This is a genomic window from Veillonella fallax, from assembly GCF_020687175.1.
GTDB lineage: Bacteria > Bacillota > Negativicutes > Veillonellales > Veillonellaceae > Veillonella > Veillonella fallax.
Genome location: NZ_JAJEQD010000009.1, coordinates 56,353 through 81,436, shown reverse-complemented (window position 1 = coordinate 81,436; position 25,084 = coordinate 56,353). Strand labels below are relative to the sequence as shown.

The window sequence follows — 25,084 nt, the reverse complement described above, 5'->3', positions numbered from 1 at the left end:
CATTACAGTAAATTAACTAATCATTATATTATAGCATATATCGAAGTATTTAGTTAACTTTTACGCCGTTCCTCCCAGTCACGAAGTAACTGTTCTTCTTTCCCCCTTTTAATGCCATTGTAGTATGTAGCATCCACAAGAGGTGTTGGTAAATACTGCTGTTTTACATAGCCATTTGGATAGTTATGAGCATATTTATAGGTGTTCCCATGGCCTAGTTTGCTAGCACCACTATAATGACTATCTTTTAAATGATCTGGCACCTGGCCACAATCCTTGTGGCGCACATCAGCAATAGCTGCATCGATTGCCATATAAGCAGAATTACTTTTCGGCGCTAAGGCTACATAACAAGCCGCCTCAGATAATATAATGCGCGCTTCCGGGAAGCCTACCATATGAGCGGCTTGAGCGGCTGCATTGGCGAGAATTAAAGCTTGAGGATCTGCAAGACCAACATCTTCAGCAGCACAAATTACGATACGACGAGCGATAAAGTTAGGATCTTCGCCAGCTTCAATCATACGTGCCAAGTAGTGCATCGTCGCTTGCACATCAGAACCACGCATACTTTTAATAAACGCAGAGATTGTGTCGTAGTGGCTATCACCTTTTTTGTCGTATGTATAAATACGGCGGCCAACGACCTTTTCAAGGACCTCTATAGTAATAGCCCCTTCATCGGGTACCATTGCTGCTGCCTGCTCTAAAATATTTAAGGCCATCCGCCCATCGCCATTGACAAAAATCCCTACATCTTCAAGAACCTCATCTGTCACCTGTAGTCGACGTTTACCAAGGCCCACCTCTTCATCTGTAATAGCACGGCGCAAAATTTGGCCTATAGCCTTTGGTGTAAGCGCTTCTAGGGTAATTAATCTTAGACGAGATAAAAGCGGTCTATTTACCTCAAAAAAAGGATTTTCTGTGGTAGCGCCAATGAGGATGATGGTACCATCCTCTACACAAGGTAATAGTACATCTTGTTGGCTTTTATTAAAGCGGTGAATTTCATCGAGGAATAAAATGGTTCGTTGTTGTAAAGATCGCACCCGCTTACGAGCATCCTCTATGATATTACGCAGCTCACCTATGCCCGCATTAGTAGCATTTAAATTTACAAAATGACTATTGCTAACCTTCGCAATAATACCTGCTAGTGTAGTTTTACCCGTTCCACAAGGGCCATAAAAAAGCATAGATGGAATTGTATCCTTTTCAACCATGGCGCGCAAGAAAGTCCCCTTCCCTACCGCTTTTTCTTGACCATATAAATGATCTAATGTGGTAGGACGCATACGCACCGGTAACGGTTCATACGTATTGGTAGGCGTCATATCAAATAAACTATCCATTCTATCACCTCAATCCATAACATCTTATCTATTAACTCTAAAGTTCTATTAATCGTACAGTCCAGCAAATTGTATTCATTAAGAATATAATTTATAGATCAATAACCTATAATAACGATATTGACTGGTCTTTTCTATATATAGTATATGACATTACATGCCATTTTTACACGCAAAAAAGCCCCACCATGCCGTAATGTACCGCGTTTTGATCCTGCTTAGGGCAGGTGGGTGTCCTCCTCATCCTTCAGTTGTCCCGTAAGGGCGTAACGTTCAGACGAGAGTTCGGACTCCCGAAGTAAATGTGTTGGCTCAAAACTGCGATATCACACGCACATGGCAGGGATATCTTATACATAAATAGTATCAGAAAGATTCGTAATTAACAAGTCTTGACATTTCAAATTTAATCAATTCTTGCCTATGTTTTTACACCAAAGATTGCTCTTCTTCTTCCTCGATATCTGGTTTAATATGCAACTCTTTTAATTGCTTAGGTTCTACTTCAGATGGAGCTTGGCTCATTACATCAGAAGCAGATTGAGTTTTAGGGAATGCGATTACGTCGCGGATAGATTGACGTTTTGCCATCAACATAACAAGACGATCTAGGCCGAATGCACAACCAGCATGAGGAGGTGCACCGTATTGGAATGCATCAAGCATGAAACCGAATTTAGATTTAGCTTCTTCTTCAGATAAACCAATAGCTTTGAATACTTTTTCTTGTACATCGGATTGGTAAATACGCAAGGAACCGCCACCGATTTCAACACCGTTCAATACCATATCGTAAGCAATCGCTTTTACGCTGCCAGGATCAGATTCCAATTTATCAAGATCTTCATGACGAGGCATTGTGAACGGATGGTGCATTGCAACATAACGTTTTTCATCTTCGTTATATTCGAACATAGGGAAATCAGTTACCCATGTGAATGCCAATTTATCTTGGTCAATCATGTTCATGCGGCGTGCCATTTCAAGGCGCAATTCGCCTAATGCACGTGCCACAGTGGCAGGTTTATCAGCAATCATCAATACAAGGTCGCCACCTTTAGCGCCCATTTTTTCACCGATATTGCGGATTGTATCTTCACCTAAGAACTTCATGATTTGAGACTTGATAGAACCATCTTCATTGAAGCAAGCCCATGCAAGGCCTTTTGCACCGTAACGGTTTACATATTCAACGAGGTCATCAAGTTCACGACGTGGAATACCAGCATCGCCAGGTACAACGATACCTTTAACTACACCACCGTTATCGATTACAGAGCGGAATACTTTAAATTCTGTATCTTTAACAAGATCAGTTACATCAGTAAAGGCCATGTCGAAGCGAAGGTCTGGTTTATCAGAACCGTATTTATCCATTGCTTCATCCCATGTAATACGAGGCATAGGAAATGGAATTTCTTTGCCCAATGTAGTTTTAAATACATGAGCAATCATTTCTTCAAGCATAGAGTAAATGTCTTCTTCATCTACGAAGGACATTTCCAAGTCGAGCTGAGTGAACTCAGGTTGACGGTCTGCACGCAAATCTTCATCGCGGAAGCAACGAACGATTTGGAAGTATTTTTCATAACCAGCAACCATCAAGATTTGTTTGAAAATTTGTGGAGATTGTGGCAATGCATAGAATGTACCAGCATTTACACGAGAAGGTACTAAATAGTCACGAGCGCCTTCTGGTGTAGATTTAGTAAGCATTGGAGTTTCAATTTCCAAGAAATCGCGGCTATCGAAGAAGTCGCGCATTGCTTTCGTTACTTTGTGACGCAAAATCAAGTTGCGTTGCATTTCTGGACGACGCAAGTCAAGGTAACGATATTTCAAACGAATATTTTCATCTACATCGATATCATCTTGGATATAGAATGGAGGAGTTTTAGCGGAGTTCAATACGCGCAACTCTTCACAGTACATTTCGTATGCACCTGTAGGAAGGTTTGGATTGATAGCTGCTTCATCACGTTTTGTAATTTTGCCACGTACACAAAGTACATATTCATTACGAACATCCTCTGCTTTGTGGAAAGATTCTACGTTATGGTCTGGAGATGCTACTACTTGTACTACGCCAGAACGATCGCGTAAATCCAAGAAAATCAAACCACCGTGGTCACGACGGCGTTCAACCCAACCACATAATACGACCTCTTTACCTACCTCTGCTTCAGAGATGGTGCCACAACCGTGCGTACGGTGTAAGCCTTGCATTGTTTCCATTCTAATTGTCATCCTTTCACCAAAGAAGTTATACGTTCAGATACTGTATCAAGTGGTACAGTTTCTTGTTCACTAGTTTCCATGAATCGGATTATGGCTTCCCCACGAGCCAATTCATCATCACCCAATATGATAACATATTTTGCATTAATTTTGTTAGCATATTTTAATTGTGCCTTCATACTCTTGCCCTGTCCGTCCATTTCAACGGTTACATATGCATCATGTAATGCTTGGCAAATTTTGAAAGCCTCTACCTTAGCCGCATCACCAAGAGCCACTACAAATGCAGATGGTTCAACAGATGGTTCAGGCAATAAGTTTTGTTTTTCAAGTGCTAATAGCAAACGCTCCATACCCATAGCAAAGCCAATGGCTGGCGTATGAGGACCATCTAGTTCCTCTACAAGGCCATCGTAACGACCACCACCTGCTACGGCACTTTGTGCACCTAATGGAGTGTATTGTACTTCAAATGCTGTCTTTGTGTAATAATCAAGACCACGTACAAGGCGAGGGTTCAATGTATATTGCACATTAGCAGCCGTTAAATACGTCTTCAATTCTTCGAAGTGATCATGACACTCATCACATAAATGTTCGTGAATTTCAGGAGCACCTACGGACAAAGATTTACATGTTTCATTTTTGCAATCCAAGATACGCAAAGGATTTTTATATAAACGTTCTTGGCAATCACTGCATAATTGTTCTTTTTTAGGTTCAAAGAATTCAATTAATTTTTCACGGTATACAGGGCGACATGTCGGGCAACCTACAGAGTTCACCTCTACATTGAGGTCCTTAAGGCCAAAGTCTTTCAACAATTGTACAACCATACAGATAACTTCACTATCTACAACTGGAGATTGAGAGCCTAGTACCTCTGCACCAAATTGGTGGAATTGACGGTAACGACCTGCTTGTGGTTTATCATGACGGAACATAGGTCCCATGTAATACCATTTTGTAAGGCCTTCTTTACCATATACTTTATTTTCTAAGTATGCACGTACAGCAGAAGCCGTATTTTCAGGACGCAATGTGAAGCTAGAGCCACCGTCATCGCCTGTAGTAAATGTATACATTTCCTTTTGTACTACATCTGTAGTTTCACCGATACCGCGCAAGAATAATTTAGTATCTTCAAAGGCAGGTGTGCGAATTTCATTGAACCCGTATACTTTACAAATTTCACGCATACGTTGTTCAATATAGTGCCAATTTATCATTTGCTCTGGCAAAAAGTCTTGTGTACCTCTTGGTTTTCTAATAGCCATTACACAACCTCCCAAAATTTCTCACAAATTCTATGTCGTTTCTCTAATAGTGCATCTATCGTTGCGTGGTAAACATCAACATCCTTTGGCATGTGCTGTTTCAATTGACGATATTCAGGGGCGCGCATCCACTTAGATGAGCTGCCAGGTCCCATGGATAGAATGCTTTGTCGCTCTTCCATGATCTGAATATTATATTCGCACGCTTTACCGGGCAAGGTATAGCCAATATTCTCTAACTGCCCTCTCATATATTGTTGGCGATATAGATAATATGGCACATAGCCAGCTGCTTCAAGATGCTCTTTACCATATTGTACCATTTCTGCTACGAGATGTTCTTCAGGAATATCATCTTGCATATTTAAATCATACAATGGGCTACCACGTTTTAATGCTAACGTATGAATTGTAACATTTTCCGGCAAATTTTGACATACATAATCCATATTCTCTACCATGTTTTGCATCGTTTGATGCGGTAAACCTGCAATAAAATCCATATTTACAGCAAATGGTGTATTAACTTTTACATATTGTAACAGTTCATCAATATCTTGCGCACTATGCCCACGCCCAATGCGCCGCAAAATATCGTCTTGCATGGTTTGAGGATTAATACTGATACGATTTACACCAAAATCGATCATAGATTGTATCTTCCGAGGATTAACAGAGTCTGGACGCCCCGCCTCTACAGTAAACTCATGTCCTTCTGGCACTAGTATAGATAACTGTTTTAGGACTTGGTGAAAGTCTTCCTCCCCTAATACCGTCGGTGTACCGCCTCCCATATAGAGGGTATCTACCATTAAGCCGTAAGACTGAGCAATAGCTTTCATATCCTCTATATCACGGCCTAAAGCTGTCAAGAATTGACTTTTATCAGTGTAATCCTGATAGAGCCCATAAGGAAACGAGCAGTACACACAACGCGTATCACAGAAAGGAATGCCACAATAGAGACTCACCTTTTTATGGTCTGTATCAGCTAAAAATGGCCGTTGATACTTACCGATAGCCCCCAACGTTGCAAGCTTTTCCATAGACACAGAAAACTCGTCCCTAATGTGACGAGTTGCTGCGTGGACAGAGCCATATGTATCTATATATTTATGTAGTAGCTTTGTAGGGCGTACACCGACCATAGTCCCCCATGGTGCATCAACTGGCAAGCCTTGATATTCACGCAAATAGCTTAACAAAGCTTGCCCTATTTGACGTCGTCCCATAGAGGAAACAGGGCCTTCAAAAGTCTGAACTGTCTCACCAATGGTAACTGTTAAGGTATACAATCCATCGACTTCATGAGCTTCAAGGATAACATCTGGATGCACCTTGTCAGAAAACAGGCCTGCAGCACCACAATTATGAGCCACTACAGAACCAAGCGGTAATGGTCCCGTATATAGATATCCATTAAGCATGGTGATGAGCCATACGTTCTAATTTTTCAAGTTCTGCTTCAGACATATGATTTTGGCAATCACTGCAATAACCATATACTTTCAATTGATGGTCGATAGTGCGGAAGTTCAATTTTTTAGCGATAATGGACTCTAATGTTTCAAGCATATCGTCTTCAAACTCGGATACTTTTCCACATTTAACGCAGATCAAATGATGATGGAAATGAGCAAACTCTTCATCATTTAATTCGTAACGGTTACGACCATCGCCGAAATCAAGACGTTTCAACAAATCAAGTTCAGTGAAGAGATCAAGTGTTCTGTAAATAGTAGCCAAGCCGATATCAGGAGCCACTTCTTTTACAAGTACATATACGTCTTCTGCACTTAAATGATTTTCATCAGCATCGATGAAGGCTTGTAAAATTGTTTGACGTTGTGTAGTCAATTTGTATTTTTTGTCTTTAATGCGTTCTTTTAATTTTTCTAATGTTGTATTCATGATAACTATCCCCTTTACTTCTTACAAAATTTTATAAAACCTACGCTCCAACGAATGGATTGTATTGTTTTTCATAACCTATATTTGTTTCCGGCCCATGACCAGGATACACCATAGTATTATCAGGCAACTTATAGAGCTGCGTTTTAATGGATTCCATTAACGTCTCATAAGAACCATTTGGAAAATCTGTACGTCCCACAGAATCTCTAAATAGTGTATCGCCTACAAATACAAGGCCTTCCATATAATAACATACCCCACCTGGCGTATGACCTGGCGTTTCAAGTACTTCAAGGTCAATAGCGCCACATGTAATATGGTCACCTTGCTTAACCTCGATGATATCAGCATTTACCTTAATGGGTGTAGGATTGCTATAGGCGCTGAGATTTAACTCAGGATCTGCCAAATATGGTACATCACCCTTTTGAATATATACAGGCACATGATATGTATCTACAATATCTTGAACGCCACCAATATGATCTCCATGACCATGGGTTAACAAAATCGCCTTTGGTTTTAAATCATGTTTCTTTAAATACTCTAATACTTCAGCAGTAGCAGGATCAATAATGAAAGCTTCTCCTACCTCTTTATCTCCGATAACATAACAGTTAGTCCCTAATGGACCTAATGGCATGCGCATAAGCACTAATTGTTGTTCACTCATTAAGCCCCTCCTTTACTACGTTGTACCGTATATACTTCACGAATACGACGCAACTTAGTCATAACAAAATCAAGTTGTGAAATATCTCGGATATCAACAACTACATTGATACTTACGGTTTTAGTATCTTCTTGAACCTTTGCATTGATGTTTGTAATGGTGATTTTCAATTCTGAAAGTACAGCCATAACCTCCATCAACAGACCATTTCGATCATACGCTTGGATATCGATGCCTACGTGGAAAGATTCACCAGAGGAACCATCCCAGGAGACCTCAATCATACGCTCTAAATCTTCTGGCGTATGCCCTAGACTCGTACAATCGGAGCGATGGATGGATACCCCACGACCACGCGTGATATAACCGATGATATCATCACCAGGTACAGGGCTACAGCATTTCGCCATACGCACCATAACACCAGCTTCGCCTTTTACAAGAACGCCTGTACCATTCTTGGTCGTTTTCGGACCTTGAGCTTTTAGTTTCTCAATGATTTGTTCAGTGCTGTGTTTAGACTCTTCTGCTTCTTTAGATTTTTTATAGAGTTCAATTAACCGCAATAGAACAGTGCTTACAGGGATGCCACCATAACCGCAAGCGGCAAACATTTCTTCTTCTGTACATGCTTTGAGCTGTTTCGTAACCTGTTGAAGTCGATTGTCGGTAATCAATTCTTTCCAGTTATAATTTAATCGTTTTGCTTCTTTTTCAAGAGCTTCTAAGCCTTTTTCAATATTTTCAGCTTTATTTTCACGCTTGAACCAGTTGCGTATTTTACTTTTACTTTCAGAAGAACCTACGATATTAAGCCAATCAAGGCTCGGACGACCTGTTTTAGATGTAATGATATCTACGATATCACCGTTTTGCAAGGTGTAATCAAGAGGTACAATTTTACCATTTACCTTGGCACCTACGCATCTATGCCCTACATCGGTATGAACACGATATGCGAAATCTAGTGGAACAGACCCTATCGGCAATTTAACAACATCGCCTTTTGGTGTAAATACGAATACTTCACCAGAGAATACGTCTAATTTTAAAGCGTTTACAAGCTCTGTTGGATTACTTGTATCTTGCCATTCCAATACTTGGCGCAACCACGCAACCTTTTGGTCGAAATCCTTATCGCCATTTTTATTGCCTTCTTTATAACGCCAATGCGCTGCAACACCGTATTCAGATACGCGGTGCATTTCCCATGTACGGATTTGAATTTCTACAGGTTGCCCCATGGTACCGATAACCGTAGTATGTAACGATTGATACATATTAGATTTCGGCATGGAAATATAATCTTTAAAACGATATGGCAATGGTTTCCACAAACTATGAGCAATGCCTAGTACCGCGTAACAATCAGGAATTGTATCAACGATAACGCGAACTGCAAGCAAGTCATAGATTTGAGATAAATCGCGATTGTCCTTTTTCATCTTCTTGTAAATACTGTAGAAATGTTTTGGACGACCTTTGATATCCGCCTTAATATGAGCTTCGCCTAAAGCCTTAGTGAGTTGACTCATCGTATCATTTACAATGTCTTCACGAGCTTGGCGTTTTTGTTTCATTTGATCTACAAGATCATAGTATTTTTCTGGTTCTAAATACCGGAATGATAAATCTTCCAGCTCCCATTTCACATTGAAGATACCAAGGCGATGTGCTAAAGGAGCAAAGATTTCTAATGTTTCCTTTGCAATGCGCTTTTGTTTGTCGCTACGCATATGCTTTAAGGTACGCATATTATGTAGGCGATCACCTAGTTTAATAACAACGACGCGCACATCTTTCGCCATGGCTAAAATCATCTTCCGATAATTTTCCATTTGCCGATCTTCTTTTGTTTCATATTGGAATTGGTTTAATTTCGTTACACCATCAACAAGGAATGCTACTTCAGAGCCAAACATTTCCTCCAAGTCTTCCTTTGAATATGATGTATCCTCAACCACATCATGCATGAGTGCTGCCATAAGCGTAATATGGTCAATTTGTAAGTGTGCCAAAATATCAGCTACTGCTAGTGGATGCATGATATACGGTTCACCAGAAGCTCTAAGCTGACCTTCGTGAGCCTTATCTGCAAGCTCAAAAGCCTTTAATACTTGGTTACACTCATCATCTGTTAAATAGGTATGGATATACTCCATAAATTCAGCTAAAGCTTTTCCTTTATTAAAAGTGCTTTGTTCTACTAAAGCTTTGCCTTCTTCATTTACAGTTGTCATGGTGTCACCTCCTATACACTATAGGTAAGAAATGTTACGGACGTAACAAGATCTAATTTTCCTTCAATGGCATTCCATCTTAGCATTAATTGACCATCATCACTGGTATATTCTTCTATGATGCCCAACTCCTTAAATACATCTAAGGATGTAAGGGCACTGCGATTATTTTGATCTGCCGGCTTACGGCGCAAAATTTCTTGTTCCACATTATAAACCGATTGACTACGACCACGCATAGCTTGTTTTACTATGACATACATTTGTCTAAGACCTTCCGTGGAAAGCGTAATCGGCTCTTCAGTGAGCGGTTCAATAGCTTGGATCATAAGCTGTGGAGAAACCATCCCTTGCCATTCATTCTTTTGCAATGAAAATGCTACTTTCACCACAGTTCCAATGAATATAGTTTTAAATAAATCGGGTCGATTCCAAGCAATGGCATCCAATGTGCCACTAGAGGTTTCTAAAATCACCTTGCAATGATTTTTCAATTGTCCCATTAGCATTATATCTTGTACGGTTGCTTCCATAACGGCAAAGACCGGCGTACTATTGGCCATACCATATGGCTCAAGGGCTGATACGCGGTCAATAATATCTACATCGATATCATCAACGGGTAGTTCCGCATCAATAGCAACAACAGGAATGTATTCCTCCGGTGTTACATGCTCCTTACAATACGCAGTTAAACGTTCCCGTAATTCATCTATACGATTTGCATCAATACTAAAGCCTGCTGCTGCAGCATGGCCACCGAATTGAAGCAAAACATCTTCACAAGACTTCAGTGCATCGTAGATATTAAAACCATCGATACTACGGCAGGAGCCTTTGCCAACGCCATCGTGGATACTAATAACCAAGGTTGGCTTATAAAACTCCTCAACCAAGCGAGATGCTACAATACCGATAACGCCAGGATGCCACTCTTCACCGGCTACAACGGTTACATAGTCAGCCTTATGGCCTTGGTTAGCCACATCAATACGAGCTAGTTCGTGAATATTCCGCTCTAGTTCTTGACGCTCACGATTTGTTTCGTTTAATTCTTCAGCAATCGCTTCAGCCATATCAGCATCATCGGTAACAAGTAACTCAACAGCACGTGTTGCATGAGTTACGCGACCTGCTGCATTAAGGCGAGGTGCCAAAGTAAAACCGATATGTCCAGATGTTATAGTTCGATCATGGAGACCCGCCACATCGATAAGCTTTTTAATGCCCAAATTAGGATGACTATTCATCTTCTCTAGGCCTGCTTTTACAATGATGCGGTTCTCACCTACTAACGGTACTACGTCTGCCACAGTACCTAGTGCGACAATATCTAAATCATCTAAATACCATTCACCATATTTTGTGAGCCATAAAGCTTGGCATAATTTAAAGGCAACCCCAACGCCGGACAAGTTTTTATCCTTATAAGGACAATCCTTCTGCTTGTGGTTAATAACAGCCTTTGCTCGTGGAATCAAATCTGGTGCCGTATGATGATCCGTAATAATCATATCAATACGGTCACGTACAGGCTCTACAATATCGTAAGAACTGATACCGCAGTCTACAGTAATAACTAGAGATGTCCCCCGCTCTATAAGGTGCTCTAAAGCCTCTAAATTGAGTCCATAGCCTTCACTTTGACGCTCTGGTATGTAATAGGTAACATCGGCACCTAGTTTCTTTAAAAATCGATATAGAACAGATGTGGCCGTAATACCGTCTACATCATAATCGCCATAAATAACGATTGGTTTATGCTTTTCAATTGTCTCCTGAACTAGCGAAACAGCTACATCCATGTCTTTTAATGTGAATGGATCTAACAAATCTGACAAAGAGCCTTGTAAAAACTTCCGTCCTTCGTCAACATCTATGTGGCGATTTACCATTAATTTTGCCACAATAGGATTTACACCAAGTTCACGGATTAAGATATTTTCTTGTTCTTTGTCGCTTGTAGAAATGCGCCAACGTTTTTTCTTAATCATCATATCCCTCAGTAGTTTATAATCAATATTATTATAATAATTCAACGTATTATCATTATCATTTTTATTTATTATACATCAAAAAGTGAATAAAATAAACCATTTTATATATTTTATTCTCATTTAAGCCTTGTCTTTTTCTCAACAAAAAAGAACCTCCCATTATCAATAGGAGGTTCTAGATCAGTGAATTACTTAGAACCGGAAGTCTCGTTCGCCGTCTTTCATCTGTGCAATATAAGCTTTCGCTTTATCTTTAACTAAGTCATTTTTGATATTTTCTAACTGTTCTTCAATAACTTTAGCGCCATGAGCTTTAGTCTTTTCATCACCATAATCCATGATGTATTCGTTTAATGTCATCAATGCATTCGGTTGGCAACAGTTGTGGATTTGACCGGATTTAGCAAGGGCCATGAATCTGTCCCCTGTTCTACCTGCACGATAACATGCAGTACAGAAACTTGGTACATATCCAAGGTCTAGTAACCAATCTACAATTTCATCTAATGTACGTGTATCACTGCGATCAAATTGAGCAGAATTATCTTCTGGTTTTTCTTCTTCTTTGTAGCCACCTACACTAGTACGAGAGCCACCACTAATTTGGGAGATACCTAATGCCAAACCGCGTTCACGCATGGATTGACTTTCACGGGTAGACATAATCATACCTGTATACGGTGTGGATACACGAATAAGAGCAACGATTTTCTCAAATATATCGTCAGGTACAGCATTACTGAAATCATCTACATCGATATCATCAGCTGGACAAATACGAGGTACAGAAATTGTATGTGGACCTACACCAAATACTGCTTCTAAATGCTCTGCATGCATCAACAAACCTACAAAATCATATTTATAATGTTCTAAGCCATAAAGAACACCGATACCTACATCATCAATGCCACCTTGCATAGCGCGGTCCATCGCCTCTGTATGGTAGGCGTAGTCGCTCTTAGGGCCTGTTGGATGAAGTGCTTCGTAGTTTTCTTTATTGTACGTTTCTTGGAATAATGTATATGTACCAATACCAGCTTCATGTAATTTCTTGTAATCCTCAACGGAACAAGCTGCAATATTTACGTTTACACGGCGAATTTCTCCATTTTTGTTTTTAATACCGTAAATAGTCTTGATAGATTCCAAAATATATTCAAGCGGATTATTAAGAGGATCTTCACCAGACTCAATTACGATACGCTTATGCCCCATTGCTTCTAAGGCAATAACCTCTTCTCTAATTTGGTCTTGAGTCAACTTTTTACGTTTAATATCGCGATTTTTAGAATGGTACGGACAGTATACACAACCATTAATACAATAGTTAGACAAGTATAATGGTGCAAATAGAACGATACGATCGCCATAAATAGCTTTCTTGATTTCTTTAGCTAACGCATAAAGCTTTTCCTTATATTCAGGCAACGGACATTCTAATAGAACAGCTGCTTCTCTATGGTTTAACCCCTTAAATGTAGCAGCTTTTGCTAAAATAGCATCTAACAACTCCCGATTTTCCTTGTTTTCCTCTGCATAGGCAAGGGTGTCAAGGATTTCCTGATGGGAAATAAATTCCTCCGCCTTTGGAGATTTTACATCATACATAGTACTTACCTCAAATCTTTCTAGTGGCAACGCCACCCCTCTTTAGGTATATGAAAGTATATGACAACCAGTCTTCTGGTATTTCACTGATACTGTACATAGTATACCACTATTCCTACTAAAAAACATAGGAATTTGACACACAATAATAAAAGGTTACTCCCTCATAAGAGGAAGCAACCTTTATAGTATGGGAATTTCTAATTTATATCGATTATCTATATCGAATATGACTAAAATGTATGTAATTAAATTAATTCCTTATTTACTATTAACATTTCAATAGAAATTACTTATATAATTGATTTCTAGTATTAAAAAATGTTCTATATGCCAATTGACACGTAATAAAACAAGCAATGGATATAGTGGATAACGACATAAATGTAACGATCATTTGATATTTTACAGCTTCTAATGGAGGCATGCCTGCTAGGATAAGGCCTGTCATCATCCCCGGCAGCGCTACGATACCTAATGTCTTGGCACTATCTACAGTAGGTTGTAGACCCATCTTTATAACATCACGAACTATTGCTTTCGAAGCTTGTTTAGGTGTACTACCCAAGGCTAATTTAATTTCCACCTCTTGTTTACGCAATTCAAAATTTGATAGCATTTGACGATAACAAAGCCCAATGGCTACCATAGCACCACTAATGACCATACCACCAACAGGAATCAATTGGTACGCAGTAAAACTAAGCACGCCAGTTACCAATAAAATAGATAAGGTTATCCATGCACCAATGGTGATAGCAAACCAGGAAATCCATAACGCATGCGGAATCCCTTGCCCTCGTTTAGCTGAGTTATAAGCGGCATTAAAAGCCATAAATCCAAGTAAGCCAATAATAAATATTGGACTTTCCGTACTAAAAATATACGATAAAATAAACCCGATGACTAATAGTTGAACTGTAGCACGTATAGCACTGATGAAAATATCCTTTTCTAGCTTCAATTCTTGTCGATAAGACATAATCATACTAATAATAACTAGCACTGATGCAAGGCACAACGATATAGTAGATATAGTTTGAAACTGACTCATATCAGTACCTCCTCTTTAGCTAATTGACCGTCTACGATAGTGATGCGGCGATTTGCAATACGCAAGCTTTGCTCTTCATTATGAGTAATGGAGATAATGGTGATCCCCTTTTTATGAAGCTCATCAATCACATTTTCTACAATAGATGTATTCGTCGCATCTAAGGCAGACGTAACCTCGTCTAAAAGCAACACTTTAGGCTCGAAAATAAGGCTCCGAATAAGGCATATTCGTTGCATTTCACCACCAGACAACTCATCATTACGGCGTTCCATATAATTTAGTGGCATATGTAGTAAATCAAAGAGATATTCTATACGACTCATATCCGGTTTTAAACCGCGAATATCATAAGGAAATAGAATATTACGACGTACTGTTTTCGCAAACAAATAAGGTCTTTGAAAGCAGTAGCCCACCTCTCTACGATAAGATTCAGGATCTATAGCCGTTAAAGGACGATCATTATAAGTAATAGTTCCCGATGTAGGACTAATCAGATCACTACATAATTTTAAAAGTGTACTTTTACCACTTCCAGAAGGACCTACAATAGTAATATAATCGCCTTGATTTACCGATAAAGATACATCACTGATAATAGATTTGTCTTTTACAATATAAGATATATTTGATAATTCTAGCAGTGCCATAATGTCCCCTATCTCGTCATATGTGTATTAAAAGCAAAATATCGGCTCACTGTTGCTAGTTATTTAGTATTCTTAAGCATAATGATTCTAATTATGATATCATTGCCAATATGATAATGCTAAACTTAATTATAATATATCTATCAGACACATACTACAGAAAGCAAAAAATCCCTAGTGGAAAACCACTAGGGATTAATAATCTTTGTAAAATTAAGCTTCTACAGGGTATACGCTAACTTTACGGTTGTAACGACCAGCACGTTCGAATGCTACTTTACCAGGCACAAGTGCGAATAAAGTGTCATCTTTACCGATACCTACGTTAGTACCAGGGTGGAAGTGAGTACCACGTTGACGAACGATGATGTTACCGCTCTTTACGATGGAACCATCATGGCATTTAACACCAAGACGTTTAGATTCACTGTCACGACCGTTACGAGTACTGGACACACCTTTTTTATGTGCGAACAATTGCAAATCAAAAGTAAACATTAAGTTCACCTCCTATATTTCGTGTATTTGGACAAACTCTGGATATTGACGGCTAATTTCCTCTAAACCGAGAAGCATAGTCCCCAGAATATCCTGTCCACTCTGGTTAATCGTACCAGAGAGAACCATATCACATCGACCTTCGCTATTCGTATATTCCCCTTCTTGCTGAGCAATCTGGGTAAGTCCTAACATTGCCGTTGCCGTTAAGGCAGACACTGCAGCACATACGATATCGAAGCCATGCTCATCATATCCTGCATGACCGGATAGGTGACAACCAATGACTTGATTCTCACTATTCCGCTGGATTTCAATGGAAACCATAATTAAGCTTGGATAGATTCAATACGAACTTTTGTGAACGGTTGACGATGGCCTTGACGACGACGGTAGTTGGATTTAGCTTTGTATTTGAATACTAAGATTTTTTTACCTTTACCATGCTCAAGAACTGTACCTGTAACTTTTGCACCGTTTACAAGAGGAGCGCCAACTTTAACGTCGCCGTCATTCACTACAGTCAAAACTTCTTCGAATGTAACGGACTCGTTAGCAGCTGCTTCCAATTTTTCGATAGTAATTACATCGCCTTCAGCAACGCGATATTGTTTACCACCAGTTTTAATAATTGCGTACATGAGAACACCTCCTTGTTATCGAACTCGCTGAATTCGGTATCCCGACCCGAACTTCGGTCGGGCGTTTAAACCTGCTTCACGCGGATTGCAAAGTTCAGTAAACCGAACTAATACTGATATAGTATATCGTATTTACCTATCTATGTCAAACAAAATTCAACATACATAGCTCAGTTTATGATACTTTCATATATATACAAACCTCTAAAATTCTCCAATAATACCGAGGTGTTGTAAAAGTATTTTTGTACCGATGAGAATCAATACACCCCCACCTAGTATGTCTGCATATTTTCCCACGAACTGGCCCATAAATTTGCCTAGGTACACACCAATAAGAGAAATACCAAAGGTAATTACCCCTATCATAGTAGAGGCTTCCCACACATTGATGGGCATAAAAGCAAAAGTAAGACCTACAGCCATAGCATCAAGGCTGGTGGCTACGGAGAGCATCATCATTTCCCAAGTGCCTAAAAACTGCTTATCATCGTCTTCATCAGTTTCATCGCTAAGCCCTTCTCTAATCATAGCAACACCTAAATAGCCGAGAAGTCCAAAGATAATCCAATGATCCCATTCAGATATGACATCGATAAACTGGCGACCAATAAGCCATCCCATAACAGGCATGAGAAACTGGAATAATCCAAATAAGAATGCCAATGTAACCTTTCGGCCATTTTCACCTACCGGCATTGATAAACCTTTACCAATCGATACACCAAAGGCATCCATGGCTAGACCAATACTAATTAATACAATTTCAAATACAGACACGAAACTCACCTATAAAAACTACTTACTTATTCTGCTACTGCCATCAAAGAATATCCTTCTCGGCTAATTTGTGAATTCACTACAATCGAAATCTTACGCCCTATAGAATCGCCTAACTCCTCAAGGACAGCCTTAGTTAAGTATTGGGCTACCTCTGGATGTACTTCGATTTCTAGATTAGATTTAATGCGACCTGATTTAAACAGCTCACGTATACGACGGATAATTTGCATGTATACAGTTCTACCTGACAACATGTATCCAGTGCCTCCACATTGAGGACATGTATCAAACATCAAAGTTTGCAAACCTTGACGGGCACGCTTTCTTGTCATCTCCACAAGACCAAGCGAACTAATACCACATACCACAGTTTTCATCTTATCTAACTTGGCCTGTGCGCTCAACAATTTTAACAACTCTTGTTGATGGGACTTATCCTTCATATCGATAAAATCGACGACGATAATACCACCAATATCGCGCAATCGCAATTGTCGACAGATTTCTTTTGCTGCCTCTTTATTGACTGTAAAAGCCAGATCTTCTAACTTATTAGACTTACCTGTGTAATGAGCCGAGTTTACATCAAATACGGTGAGAGCCTCCGTATGATCAATACGGATAGAGCCACCGGAAGGTAGATTAATATCACGAGAGATAAGATCTTCTAATTGTGGTTCAATATGATTGGCTTTAAAGATAGGTGTGCTACCACGGTGACGTGTCACTTTAATTTGCTGTGATGTAGGCCCATGACCTAAGAGATCTAGCAATCGAGACTCACCCATATCGGAATCGACGATGATTTCCTCTACATTGCGGTGCGCATAGTCTCGTACAAGGCGGAACCAGAAGTCCGCATCACTATAGAGATCAGTACCACTCTTAGCCACCTTAAATCGTTTTAACACATGTTGCCATGTACGCCATAGATATTCCATATCACGACCGATTTCGTCAGCACTAGCCTTAGCGGCTGCCGTACGAATAATAAATCCACAGCCTTCCTGTACATAAGGCGCTGCTAATTCTTGTAATTTAGCACGTACTGCTTCATCAGTAATTTTCTTAGAAATATGCATGCCTTCAGAATATGGTAAAAGCACCATAAAACGTCCTGCCAAACTCACATCAGCTGTAACGCGAGCCCCTTTACCAAGCATTTCCTCTTTTACCACTTGTACAAGAATTTGCTGTCCCACAGATAGGCGTGGCAAGATTTTCTGTTCTTTCCCCTGTTGAAGGTTCAAATACGCATTTTGAGAGCCCCCAATATCAACAAAGGCCGCTTGCATACCGTTTAATACGTTCTTAACAGTACCTTTGTACATATGATTTGCCATATGAGACTCATCAGTACGCTCTAAGACAAAGTCTACTAACTGCCCTTCTTCGTCGATAACAGCCATGCGGATTTCTTCTCGCATAACATTGACCAAAATTTTATGCATCCTATCCCTCCCTTCGTTCAATTTAAAATATATAGCTCTTTTAAAGCACTAAAGCATATATAAATCGCTTAAGATTTATGTAAAGATATTAGTAATTTAGATGTATATAACGAGTATTAGTAGTTAATTTCCAATGGAGTGTAACGACCATCTTCATTTTCCACCATAATGGCTTTACGATGAATTTCATAGCCACTTGTAATAGGCCAATTATATTGGTCTTTACCAAGATTCCACACTTCGCTAGGTTTGATTGTACCTTGCGGATAGATGCCAATGCCCATAGTAAGGGTTACCATACCGTCCTTAACAGATGCTACGATAGGTTCTTTTACAAATTCTTTCACATCAATAGTGCGAGTTTTCTTAGGCGTTACCTTTTCATAAGAAATCTCCGTAGCTTCATTGAAAGGTTTTAGTAATGCATTCCAATCAGCGTTTTCATCTGTTACAGGGCCTGTTACCTCATAAATAGCAAAGTTACAGATAGCCATCATCTTTTTAACCTTTTCAGGCATTTCCTTGCCACCTAGTACCTCAAGACCAGGGGGTGCTACGCGGTTCAAACGCTCCATAATAGACTCTAAAGAGTCCTCTTCTAGCACGTCCATATCGATATATTCAGCCGCCGCTGTTACACCTAGAGCAAGTGCAGAGGAAAAGCTAATTTTCATATGTGGATTAAAGCCTTCAGAATAAGCCATTTTAATTTCTGCGCGGCGAATCATACGTTCTACTGCTTGTGCATAATCAAGGTGCGACAAGAATCGCAATTTTTCGCCTTTATTTAAGGCCAAACGTAACTTTTTCAACTCTGCCACCCTCCTTATAGTCAATAATTGCAGTATTTAGCTCTGGACATACGTTACAGCCCTTACATGGACCGCGACGGCAATCACTTGTTAAGTTTGCCTCCACCGCTTGTTCCCACTCTCGTTTCAAGAAAGCTTTACTTACAGTGCAATCCAAATGATCCCAAGGTAATGGCTCGTCGAAATCACGAGTACGACGTGCAAAATATGCAGGATCCAAACCACAGTCAGCGAATGCTTTTAACCAAGTTTCATAGTTAAAGTACTCAGTCCAGCCATCAAATTTACAACCTGCTTCCCAGGCTTTTACAAGAACCTTAGACAATCTACGGTCTCCACGAGCAAAAGCGGCCTCCATGTAGCCAGTATAGCCATCATGATAGTGATAAGAAATATTGCGGTTATTGATGAGAGATTTTAAGTAGCGTTGCTTACGATGAATTTCCTCTACATCTTGTTGACCATACCATTGGTATGGAGAATGTGTTTTTGGTACGAAGAAGGATACGCTAACGGTTACAGAGCCATTGCGTTTACCCGTAATATCGCGGTGTAAATCAAGCACCTTATACGCCAAATTAGCAATACCCGCTAGGTCTTCATCAGTTTCAGTTGGAAGGCCCATCATGAAGTACAATTTAACTGTATTCCACCCAGATTTAAAGGCATTTGTACACGCTGCCAATAAGTCTTCTTCGCTAACGCCTTTGTTGATAACATCGCGCATGCGCTGTGTCCCTGCTTCAGGAGCAAAAGTAAGACCACTTTTACGTACTTGTTGCACCTTTTTCGCAATATCGATGGAAAAACTATCAATGCGCAAGGATGGCAAGCTTACGCTCACTTGTTTGTCTTTGAACTCTTCCATAAGCATATCTACCAGCTCTGGCAATTTAGAATAATCCGCAGAGCTTAAGCTCATCAAAGAGATTTCATTATAGCCAGTGTTAGCAATCGTATCCTTAGCAATTCGAAGCAAACGCTCTGGCGTCTTTTCACGAACAGGGCGGTATAGCATTCCCGCTTGGCAGAAACGACAACCCCGTGTACAGCCGCGGAATAATTCTAGTACTGCACGGTCATGCACAATATCTAAGAAAGGCACAACAGGTTTTGTAGGGTAAAATACATTTTCTACGTCCTCTACGATGCGTTTCTCTACAGCTACCGGTACCTCTTCAAAGCGAGGTGTTATAGATTTAAAATCGCCTTGTTCTGTGTATTCTACATCGTATAACGCTGGACAATAGGTACCAGGAATTTGAGCCACTTTACGCAAAAACGCCTCTTTACCACCTGGGAATCCTTTTGCTTTTTCAGCTTTATAAAGGTCGATAAATTCATCGCCCCATTCTTCGGATTCACCGAGAGATACAATATCAAAGAAATCTGCAATAGGCTCTACATTAAATGCACATGGGCCACCACATACGAGTAACGGGAAATCCATATCACGATCTTTAGCGTACATAGGAATGCCAGCCAAATCGAGCATATTTAAAATATTAGTAAAGCTCATCTCATATTGAAGCGTAAAGGCTAGTACATCAAAGTCTTTAATAGGCGTACGAGTTTCCAAAGAGAATAAAGGAATGTTGCGCTTGCGCATCTCCTCTTCCATATCGTGCCAAGGTGCAAACACACGCTCCGCTGCTGCATCATCACGACGGTTTACAAGACCATATAAAATTTTAATACCCAAATGGCTCATGGCCACTTCGTATACATCTGGAAAAGCTAATGCCATTGTTACATCAACAGTACTATGATCTTTTACGATACTGTTATATTCGCCACCCGTATAACGAGCAGGCTTTTGGACATGTTGTAACCATGACGTATCTAATTGAATCATACATCCTCCGTCTTTTCTGAAAGACTTCTTTCACAATCAATCCTATATATAGGTTATTTAAAAAATATATTTTGTCCGTTGCATTGCGATATTTAACAAAATACCAATACTCAACATATTCGTAGTCAATGCGCTAACACCATAACTAAGGAATGGCAATGGAATACCAGTAACAGGCATAATACCAATTGTCATACCTACGTTTACGAGTACCTCAAAGGTAAACATGGTGGCAATACCTGTAGCTAATAACATACCAAAATTATCATTGCACATATACGCCACTTTAATGCTGCGATAAATCAGCATAAAGAGCAATAATAATACTATGATACAACCTACAAAGCCAAATTCTTCACCAATAACGGAGAAAATAAAATCCGTATGGTTTTCTGGTAAGAAGTTCAACTGACTTTGTGTGCCATTAAAGATACCTTTGCCAAAAATCAAACCAGAACCAATGGCAATCTTAGACTGAATAATATGATAGCCAGATCCAAAGGGATCAATATCTGGATTTAAAAATACGAGAATACGTTGTTTTTGGTATTCTTTCAGTACAAACCAGCCTAAAGGCATCAATAATAAACCAGTGCCCGCGATGATTTTTATGAGTCTAGTTTTAATGCCAGAGATAAATAGCATTCCCACAAAAATGGCAATGTACACAAGAGATGTACCTAAGTCAGGTTGTAAAAATACAAGTCCAATAGGTACCCCAACATATAATACAGGCAATATTAAAGACTTAAATGTATCTAACTTGCCAATACGAGGCTCTAGCATTTTGGCCATACAGATAATCATCAATAATTTAGAAAATTCTGATGGCTGAATGGTAATAGGACCCAGTTGGATCCACCGTTGAGCACCCAATGCAGATGTACCAACGGCCATAACGGCAATTAACATCAAAAGGGTAATGCCATAAATGATATTGCCCCAATCCTTTAACCGATGGTAGTTAAGGAATTGCATGCCTATCACAACAGCTGCATTAGCAAGGAAAAATATAAGTTGCTTTACTACTAAACTACCAAATCCAATAGGCTCTTGATTAACATGAGTTGCACTGCCAATAGCTGCTAAGCCAATGCAAACCAGTAGAAAAGTACATATGATAATAGCCCAGTCGCTATCATTCCATAGTTTCCGCCACATCATATCACCTATTTCAATTTACGACGGCGCCATAAACTTTGCTTACCTTGCACTAATAAACGCTGAGTAGTCCATCCACCGCGATTAATATACAAAACAGTATTCGAATCTCCAAAGATAGACTCACCAGCTGAAGCAAGAGTCGGTGTACATGCTTCTTCTTTAGCCGCTTTTTTCTTAGTTACATAGGCATCAAATTGTTTTTGTACATCATAATCTTCCCAACAATCACCTGTTACAACATAGTCTACAAGAGGTGCTAATACATTACGAAACTCAGGAGAAGCAAGGTCTAACAAATGACCATCTTGTGTATATGTTAGGATATCTTCATCATAAGGAATCATAGCCCCTACATACTCGGCGCGAAGGACTTCCAACATATCATATAAATCTATGTCTTCACCATCTACTGGCACTGCATTAAAGACAATAGCAAAGTCGCGAATATTATGTTCTTGACATACTTGAATCATGCGCGCTCCATTACGTAAGGATACCCATAACGGATGCGTTACAACAATACACCGATTTACCAAGTCTAAAATAGACTCAATGCCCTTACCAATCCCTGCTGGTGCATCGATTAAAATATAGTCATATACATCACAAAGTCGACGAACTAATTTCTTATACTTCTTTCGACCTATATCTTCCCAGCGTGCACTTTGACTAGCTGGTAAGAAATCTAGATTTTCTGCAATGGATACAATAGCATCATCTGTATATTCTTTATCTTCACTCGCATCAAGTGCATCATAGATAATTTCATCTGCCACGCCTAATACGAGATCCAAATCGCGCAATCCAAAGTCCCCATCACAGAGCAATACGCGGTGCCCTGCATGACTTAAGGCTGCACCCAAGCATGCAGTGACGGTCGTTTTACCTACGCCACCCTTGCCGGATACAACACCAATGATTTCGCCCATACTAATCCTTTCTTGGTTGCCCACTTGTTACTGCATTCTGAGGTTTCTGCCCATTAGACGTATTCCCTACAGTTGTACTATCTTTATTACTTTTAGTATTTGTGTCATTCGTTTTTTTATTTAATGGTACATTGAAATATGCGGCTAACACATCTCGTACGATTGGACCTGCAGAGCCTGCACCAAAGCTACCTTGTTCAACGAGTGCAACCACAACAATTTGTGGCTTATCATATGGTGCATAAGCTACAAACCAGCCATGATCTCGGCCATGTGCATTTTCTGCAGTACCAGTCTTACCAGCTACATTTATAGGGAAGCCTTTAAATAAGTCCCCTGCTGTACCACCTTCATTTGTAACATCGCGCAAACCTTCTCGAATGAGGTCCATAATATTTTTTGGAACTGGTAGAATACCTAATTTATCAGGACCGAAAATCTCTTTCGGAGTGCCATCTTTATTATCAATACGGCTTACCACATAAGGTTTATATTTAATGCCACCATTAGCTACTTCGCTGAGCAAAACAGCCATTTGCAATGGCGTAACTAAGGTAAAAGATTGACCAATAGCAGCATCGAAGGTTTCACCTAAGTACCAATCTTCATCATATACTTTTCGTTTATACTCAGGGCTTGCCATAATGCCAGACGCCTCACCTGGTAAATTAATACCAGTCTTTTCGCCAATGCCAAAATAAGCAGCATATTTATCGAGATTTTCTATACCAACGCGATTACCCATTTCATAGAAGTAAACGTTATCTGACTTAGCAAGCGCTCTATTAAAATTAAGCCATCCTAAGGCTTCACCTTCTGCATTTCTCTTATCGATCAACCAGTGCTTACCACTGTCAAAGATCATCTCTTCAGGAGTAACCTTTTTAAGATCTAACGCTGCTGTACCGGTGATAATCTTAAATGGTGACCCTGGTGGATATTCACCAGAAATAACCTTATTATCAAATGGATGATTTTTATCATTATTCAGCTGATTCCATTGAGCAGTTGTAATCCCTTTAGAAAACCAGTTTGGATTAAATTCAGGCGCACTGACCATAGCTAAAATAGCCCCTGTATTAGGGTCCATGGCCACCACTGCTGCCCCTTGTGCGGGAATACCTTGCGCACGCAATTGATCGAGCTGGTTTTTAACAGCTTCTTCTGCAGCCTTTTGTAAATTCACATCGATGGTTAGATGAATATTAGCACCTGGCACCGTATGTTTTCTATCTACTTCAGCCACGGGACGACCTGTAGCATCTACCTCAACTTGTTTACCACCATCGGTACCACGCAAGATAGAATCATATAATTTTTCGAGACCAGAACGACCTAAAATAGTACCACCACTTACCAGTGTATTAGGGTCTTGCTGTTTTAGCTCTTCTAATTCCTCTTCACTCACTTCACCAACATAACCAAATAATTGAGACGCCATCGTTTCATATGGATAGTATCGAAGTGGCTCAACATCAATCGTTACCCCTGGTAATTCATGACGATGCTCTTCAATGGTTGTCACTACGTCCATAGAAATATCATTAGCAATACGTATTGGCTCATAACCATACTTGTGATCATTAACCTTCTTTGTAATATCTTCAGGCTTCATTTTTAATAAAGCTGCCAATTTAGCAACTTCACCATCATCCAAAGCCTTTCCGGTAGGCATGATAGATATAGTATAGGCAGGTCGAGAGCCTACAAGAATTTGACCATTACGATCATACATAACGCCTCGTGCTGCAGTCATCGGTACCATGCGCAATCGGTTGCCTTCCGCCTTGGCTTGATAATAGCCACCAGCCAAGATTTGTAGCATAAACAAACGCAATGCTAACACTATAAATATGCCCGCTACAATGTAAAAGAGTACATCAAAGCGACTCGTTTTTCTTCGTTTATAGAGGCCTTCAAGCACTCTTTCACCCCCTTA

General features: G+C 39.8%; 21 protein-coding genes and 1 other RNA gene. All 22 read right to left on the bottom strand.

Annotated elements, in window-relative coordinates:
* Positions 1–53 precede the first annotated feature (53 nt).
* The 22 genes from LKD20_RS05845 to mrdA all read right to left on the bottom strand — a co-directional run bounded on the left by LKD20_RS05845 (position 54) and on the right by mrdA (position 25,069).
* Positions 54–1,355 (bottom strand): replication-associated recombination protein A, encoded by a 1,302-nt coding sequence (locus tag LKD20_RS05845; protein ID WP_227721147.1) that lies wholly within the window; start codon positions 1,353–1,355, stop codon positions 54–56.
* Positions 1,356–1,531: 176 nt separating this feature from the next.
* A non-coding RNA gene (ssrS, locus tag LKD20_RS05840) (6S RNA) lies at positions 1,532–1,704 on the bottom strand.
* Between the two features lie 80 nt (positions 1,705–1,784).
* Entirely contained in the window at positions 1,785–3,590 is a 1,806-nt protein-coding gene (gene aspS, locus LKD20_RS05835; RefSeq protein ID WP_227721154.1) for an aspartate--tRNA ligase, read from the bottom strand.
* A gap of 8 nt (positions 3,591–3,598) precedes the next feature.
* Positions 3,599–4,870, bottom strand: a complete 1,272-nt coding sequence (gene hisS, locus LKD20_RS05830; RefSeq protein ID WP_227721146.1) for a histidine--tRNA ligase — start codon at positions 4,868–4,870, stop codon at positions 3,599–3,601.
* Positions 4,870–6,297 carry a coproporphyrinogen dehydrogenase HemZ gene (gene hemZ, locus LKD20_RS05825; RefSeq protein ID WP_227721144.1) on the bottom strand — a complete coding sequence of 476 codons (1,428 nt, stop codon included), beginning with the start codon at positions 6,295–6,297 and terminating at the stop codon, positions 4,870–4,872. Before hemZ ends, hisS begins: the two co-directional genes overlap by 1 nt.
* Positions 6,290–6,781: a Fur family transcriptional regulator gene (locus LKD20_RS05820; protein ID WP_105085886.1), complete on the bottom strand. Its 492-nt coding sequence runs from the start codon at positions 6,779–6,781 to the stop codon at positions 6,290–6,292. Before LKD20_RS05820 ends, hemZ begins: the two co-directional genes overlap by 8 nt.
* A 40-nt stretch (positions 6,782–6,821) precedes the next feature.
* Entirely contained in the window at positions 6,822–7,457 is a 636-nt protein-coding gene (locus tag LKD20_RS05815) for an MBL fold metallo-hydrolase (RefSeq protein WP_227721143.1), read from the bottom strand.
* Positions 7,457–9,697, bottom strand: coding sequence for a RelA/SpoT family protein (locus LKD20_RS05810; protein ID WP_105094523.1), 2,241 nt, complete (start codon positions 9,695–9,697; stop codon positions 7,457–7,459). The genes LKD20_RS05815 and LKD20_RS05810 overlap by 1 nt, the downstream gene beginning before the upstream one ends.
* A gap of 11 nt (positions 9,698–9,708) precedes the next feature.
* Complete coding sequence (gene recJ, locus LKD20_RS05805) at positions 9,709–11,691, bottom strand: single-stranded-DNA-specific exonuclease RecJ (protein ID WP_227721142.1); 1,983 nt, start codon at positions 11,689–11,691, stop codon at positions 9,709–9,711.
* 195 nt (positions 11,692–11,886) lie between these two features.
* Entirely contained in the window at positions 11,887–13,305 is a 1,419-nt protein-coding gene (gene hydG / locus LKD20_RS05800; RefSeq protein WP_227721141.1) for a [FeFe] hydrogenase H-cluster radical SAM maturase HydG, read from the bottom strand.
* Between the two features lie 289 nt (positions 13,306–13,594).
* Entirely contained in the window at positions 13,595–14,359 is a 765-nt protein-coding gene (locus LKD20_RS05795; protein ID WP_227721140.1) for an ABC transporter permease, read from the bottom strand.
* Positions 14,356–15,012 carry an ABC transporter ATP-binding protein gene (locus LKD20_RS05790; RefSeq protein ID WP_060923971.1) on the bottom strand — a complete coding sequence of 219 codons (657 nt, stop codon included), beginning with the start codon at positions 15,010–15,012 and terminating at the stop codon, positions 14,356–14,358. Before LKD20_RS05790 ends, LKD20_RS05795 begins: the two co-directional genes overlap by 4 nt.
* A 213-nt stretch (positions 15,013–15,225) precedes the next feature.
* Positions 15,226–15,510 carry a 50S ribosomal protein L27 gene (gene rpmA, locus LKD20_RS05785; RefSeq protein ID WP_004696430.1) on the bottom strand — a complete coding sequence of 95 codons (285 nt, stop codon included), beginning with the start codon at positions 15,508–15,510 and terminating at the stop codon, positions 15,226–15,228.
* A gap of 12 nt (positions 15,511–15,522) precedes the next feature.
* On the bottom strand, positions 15,523–15,837 hold the full coding sequence (locus LKD20_RS05780) for a ribosomal-processing cysteine protease Prp (RefSeq protein WP_227721139.1): 315 nt from the start codon (positions 15,835–15,837) through the stop codon (positions 15,523–15,525).
* 2 nt (positions 15,838–15,839) lie between these two features.
* On the bottom strand, positions 15,840–16,151 hold the full coding sequence (gene rplU, locus LKD20_RS05775; protein WP_004698652.1) for a 50S ribosomal protein L21: 312 nt from the start codon (positions 16,149–16,151) through the stop codon (positions 15,840–15,842).
* A gap of 204 nt (positions 16,152–16,355) precedes the next feature.
* Entirely contained in the window at positions 16,356–16,931 is a 576-nt protein-coding gene (locus tag LKD20_RS05770) for a manganese efflux pump MntP (protein WP_227721138.1), read from the bottom strand.
* 26 nt (positions 16,932–16,957) lie between these two features.
* Positions 16,958–18,385: an Rne/Rng family ribonuclease gene (locus LKD20_RS05765; RefSeq protein ID WP_156720056.1), complete on the bottom strand. Its 1,428-nt coding sequence runs from the start codon at positions 18,383–18,385 to the stop codon at positions 16,958–16,960.
* A 116-nt stretch (positions 18,386–18,501) separates the two neighbouring features.
* Entirely contained in the window at positions 18,502–19,197 is a 696-nt protein-coding gene (locus LKD20_RS05760; protein WP_060923975.1) for a TIGR03936 family radical SAM-associated protein, read from the bottom strand.
* Positions 19,169–21,052: a TIGR03960 family B12-binding radical SAM protein gene (locus LKD20_RS05755; protein WP_227721136.1), complete on the bottom strand. Its 1,884-nt coding sequence runs from the start codon at positions 21,050–21,052 to the stop codon at positions 19,169–19,171. Before LKD20_RS05755 ends, LKD20_RS05760 begins: the two co-directional genes overlap by 29 nt.
* Positions 21,053–21,109: 57 nt before the next feature.
* The gene (gene rodA, locus LKD20_RS05750) at positions 21,110–22,213 is read right to left on the bottom strand and encodes a rod shape-determining protein RodA (protein ID WP_082717856.1); all 1,104 of its coding nucleotides are present in this window, start codon (positions 22,211–22,213) and stop codon (positions 21,110–21,112) included.
* Positions 22,214–22,221: 8 nt separating this feature from the next.
* On the bottom strand, positions 22,222–23,145 hold the full coding sequence (locus LKD20_RS05745) for a P-loop NTPase (RefSeq protein ID WP_227721135.1): 924 nt from the start codon (positions 23,143–23,145) through the stop codon (positions 22,222–22,224).
* 1 nt (position 23,146) lies between these two features.
* The gene (mrdA, locus tag LKD20_RS05740; RefSeq protein WP_227721134.1) at positions 23,147–25,069 is read right to left on the bottom strand and encodes a penicillin-binding protein 2; all 1,923 of its coding nucleotides are present in this window, start codon (positions 25,067–25,069) and stop codon (positions 23,147–23,149) included.
* Between the last annotated feature and the right edge of the window lie 15 nt (positions 25,070–25,084).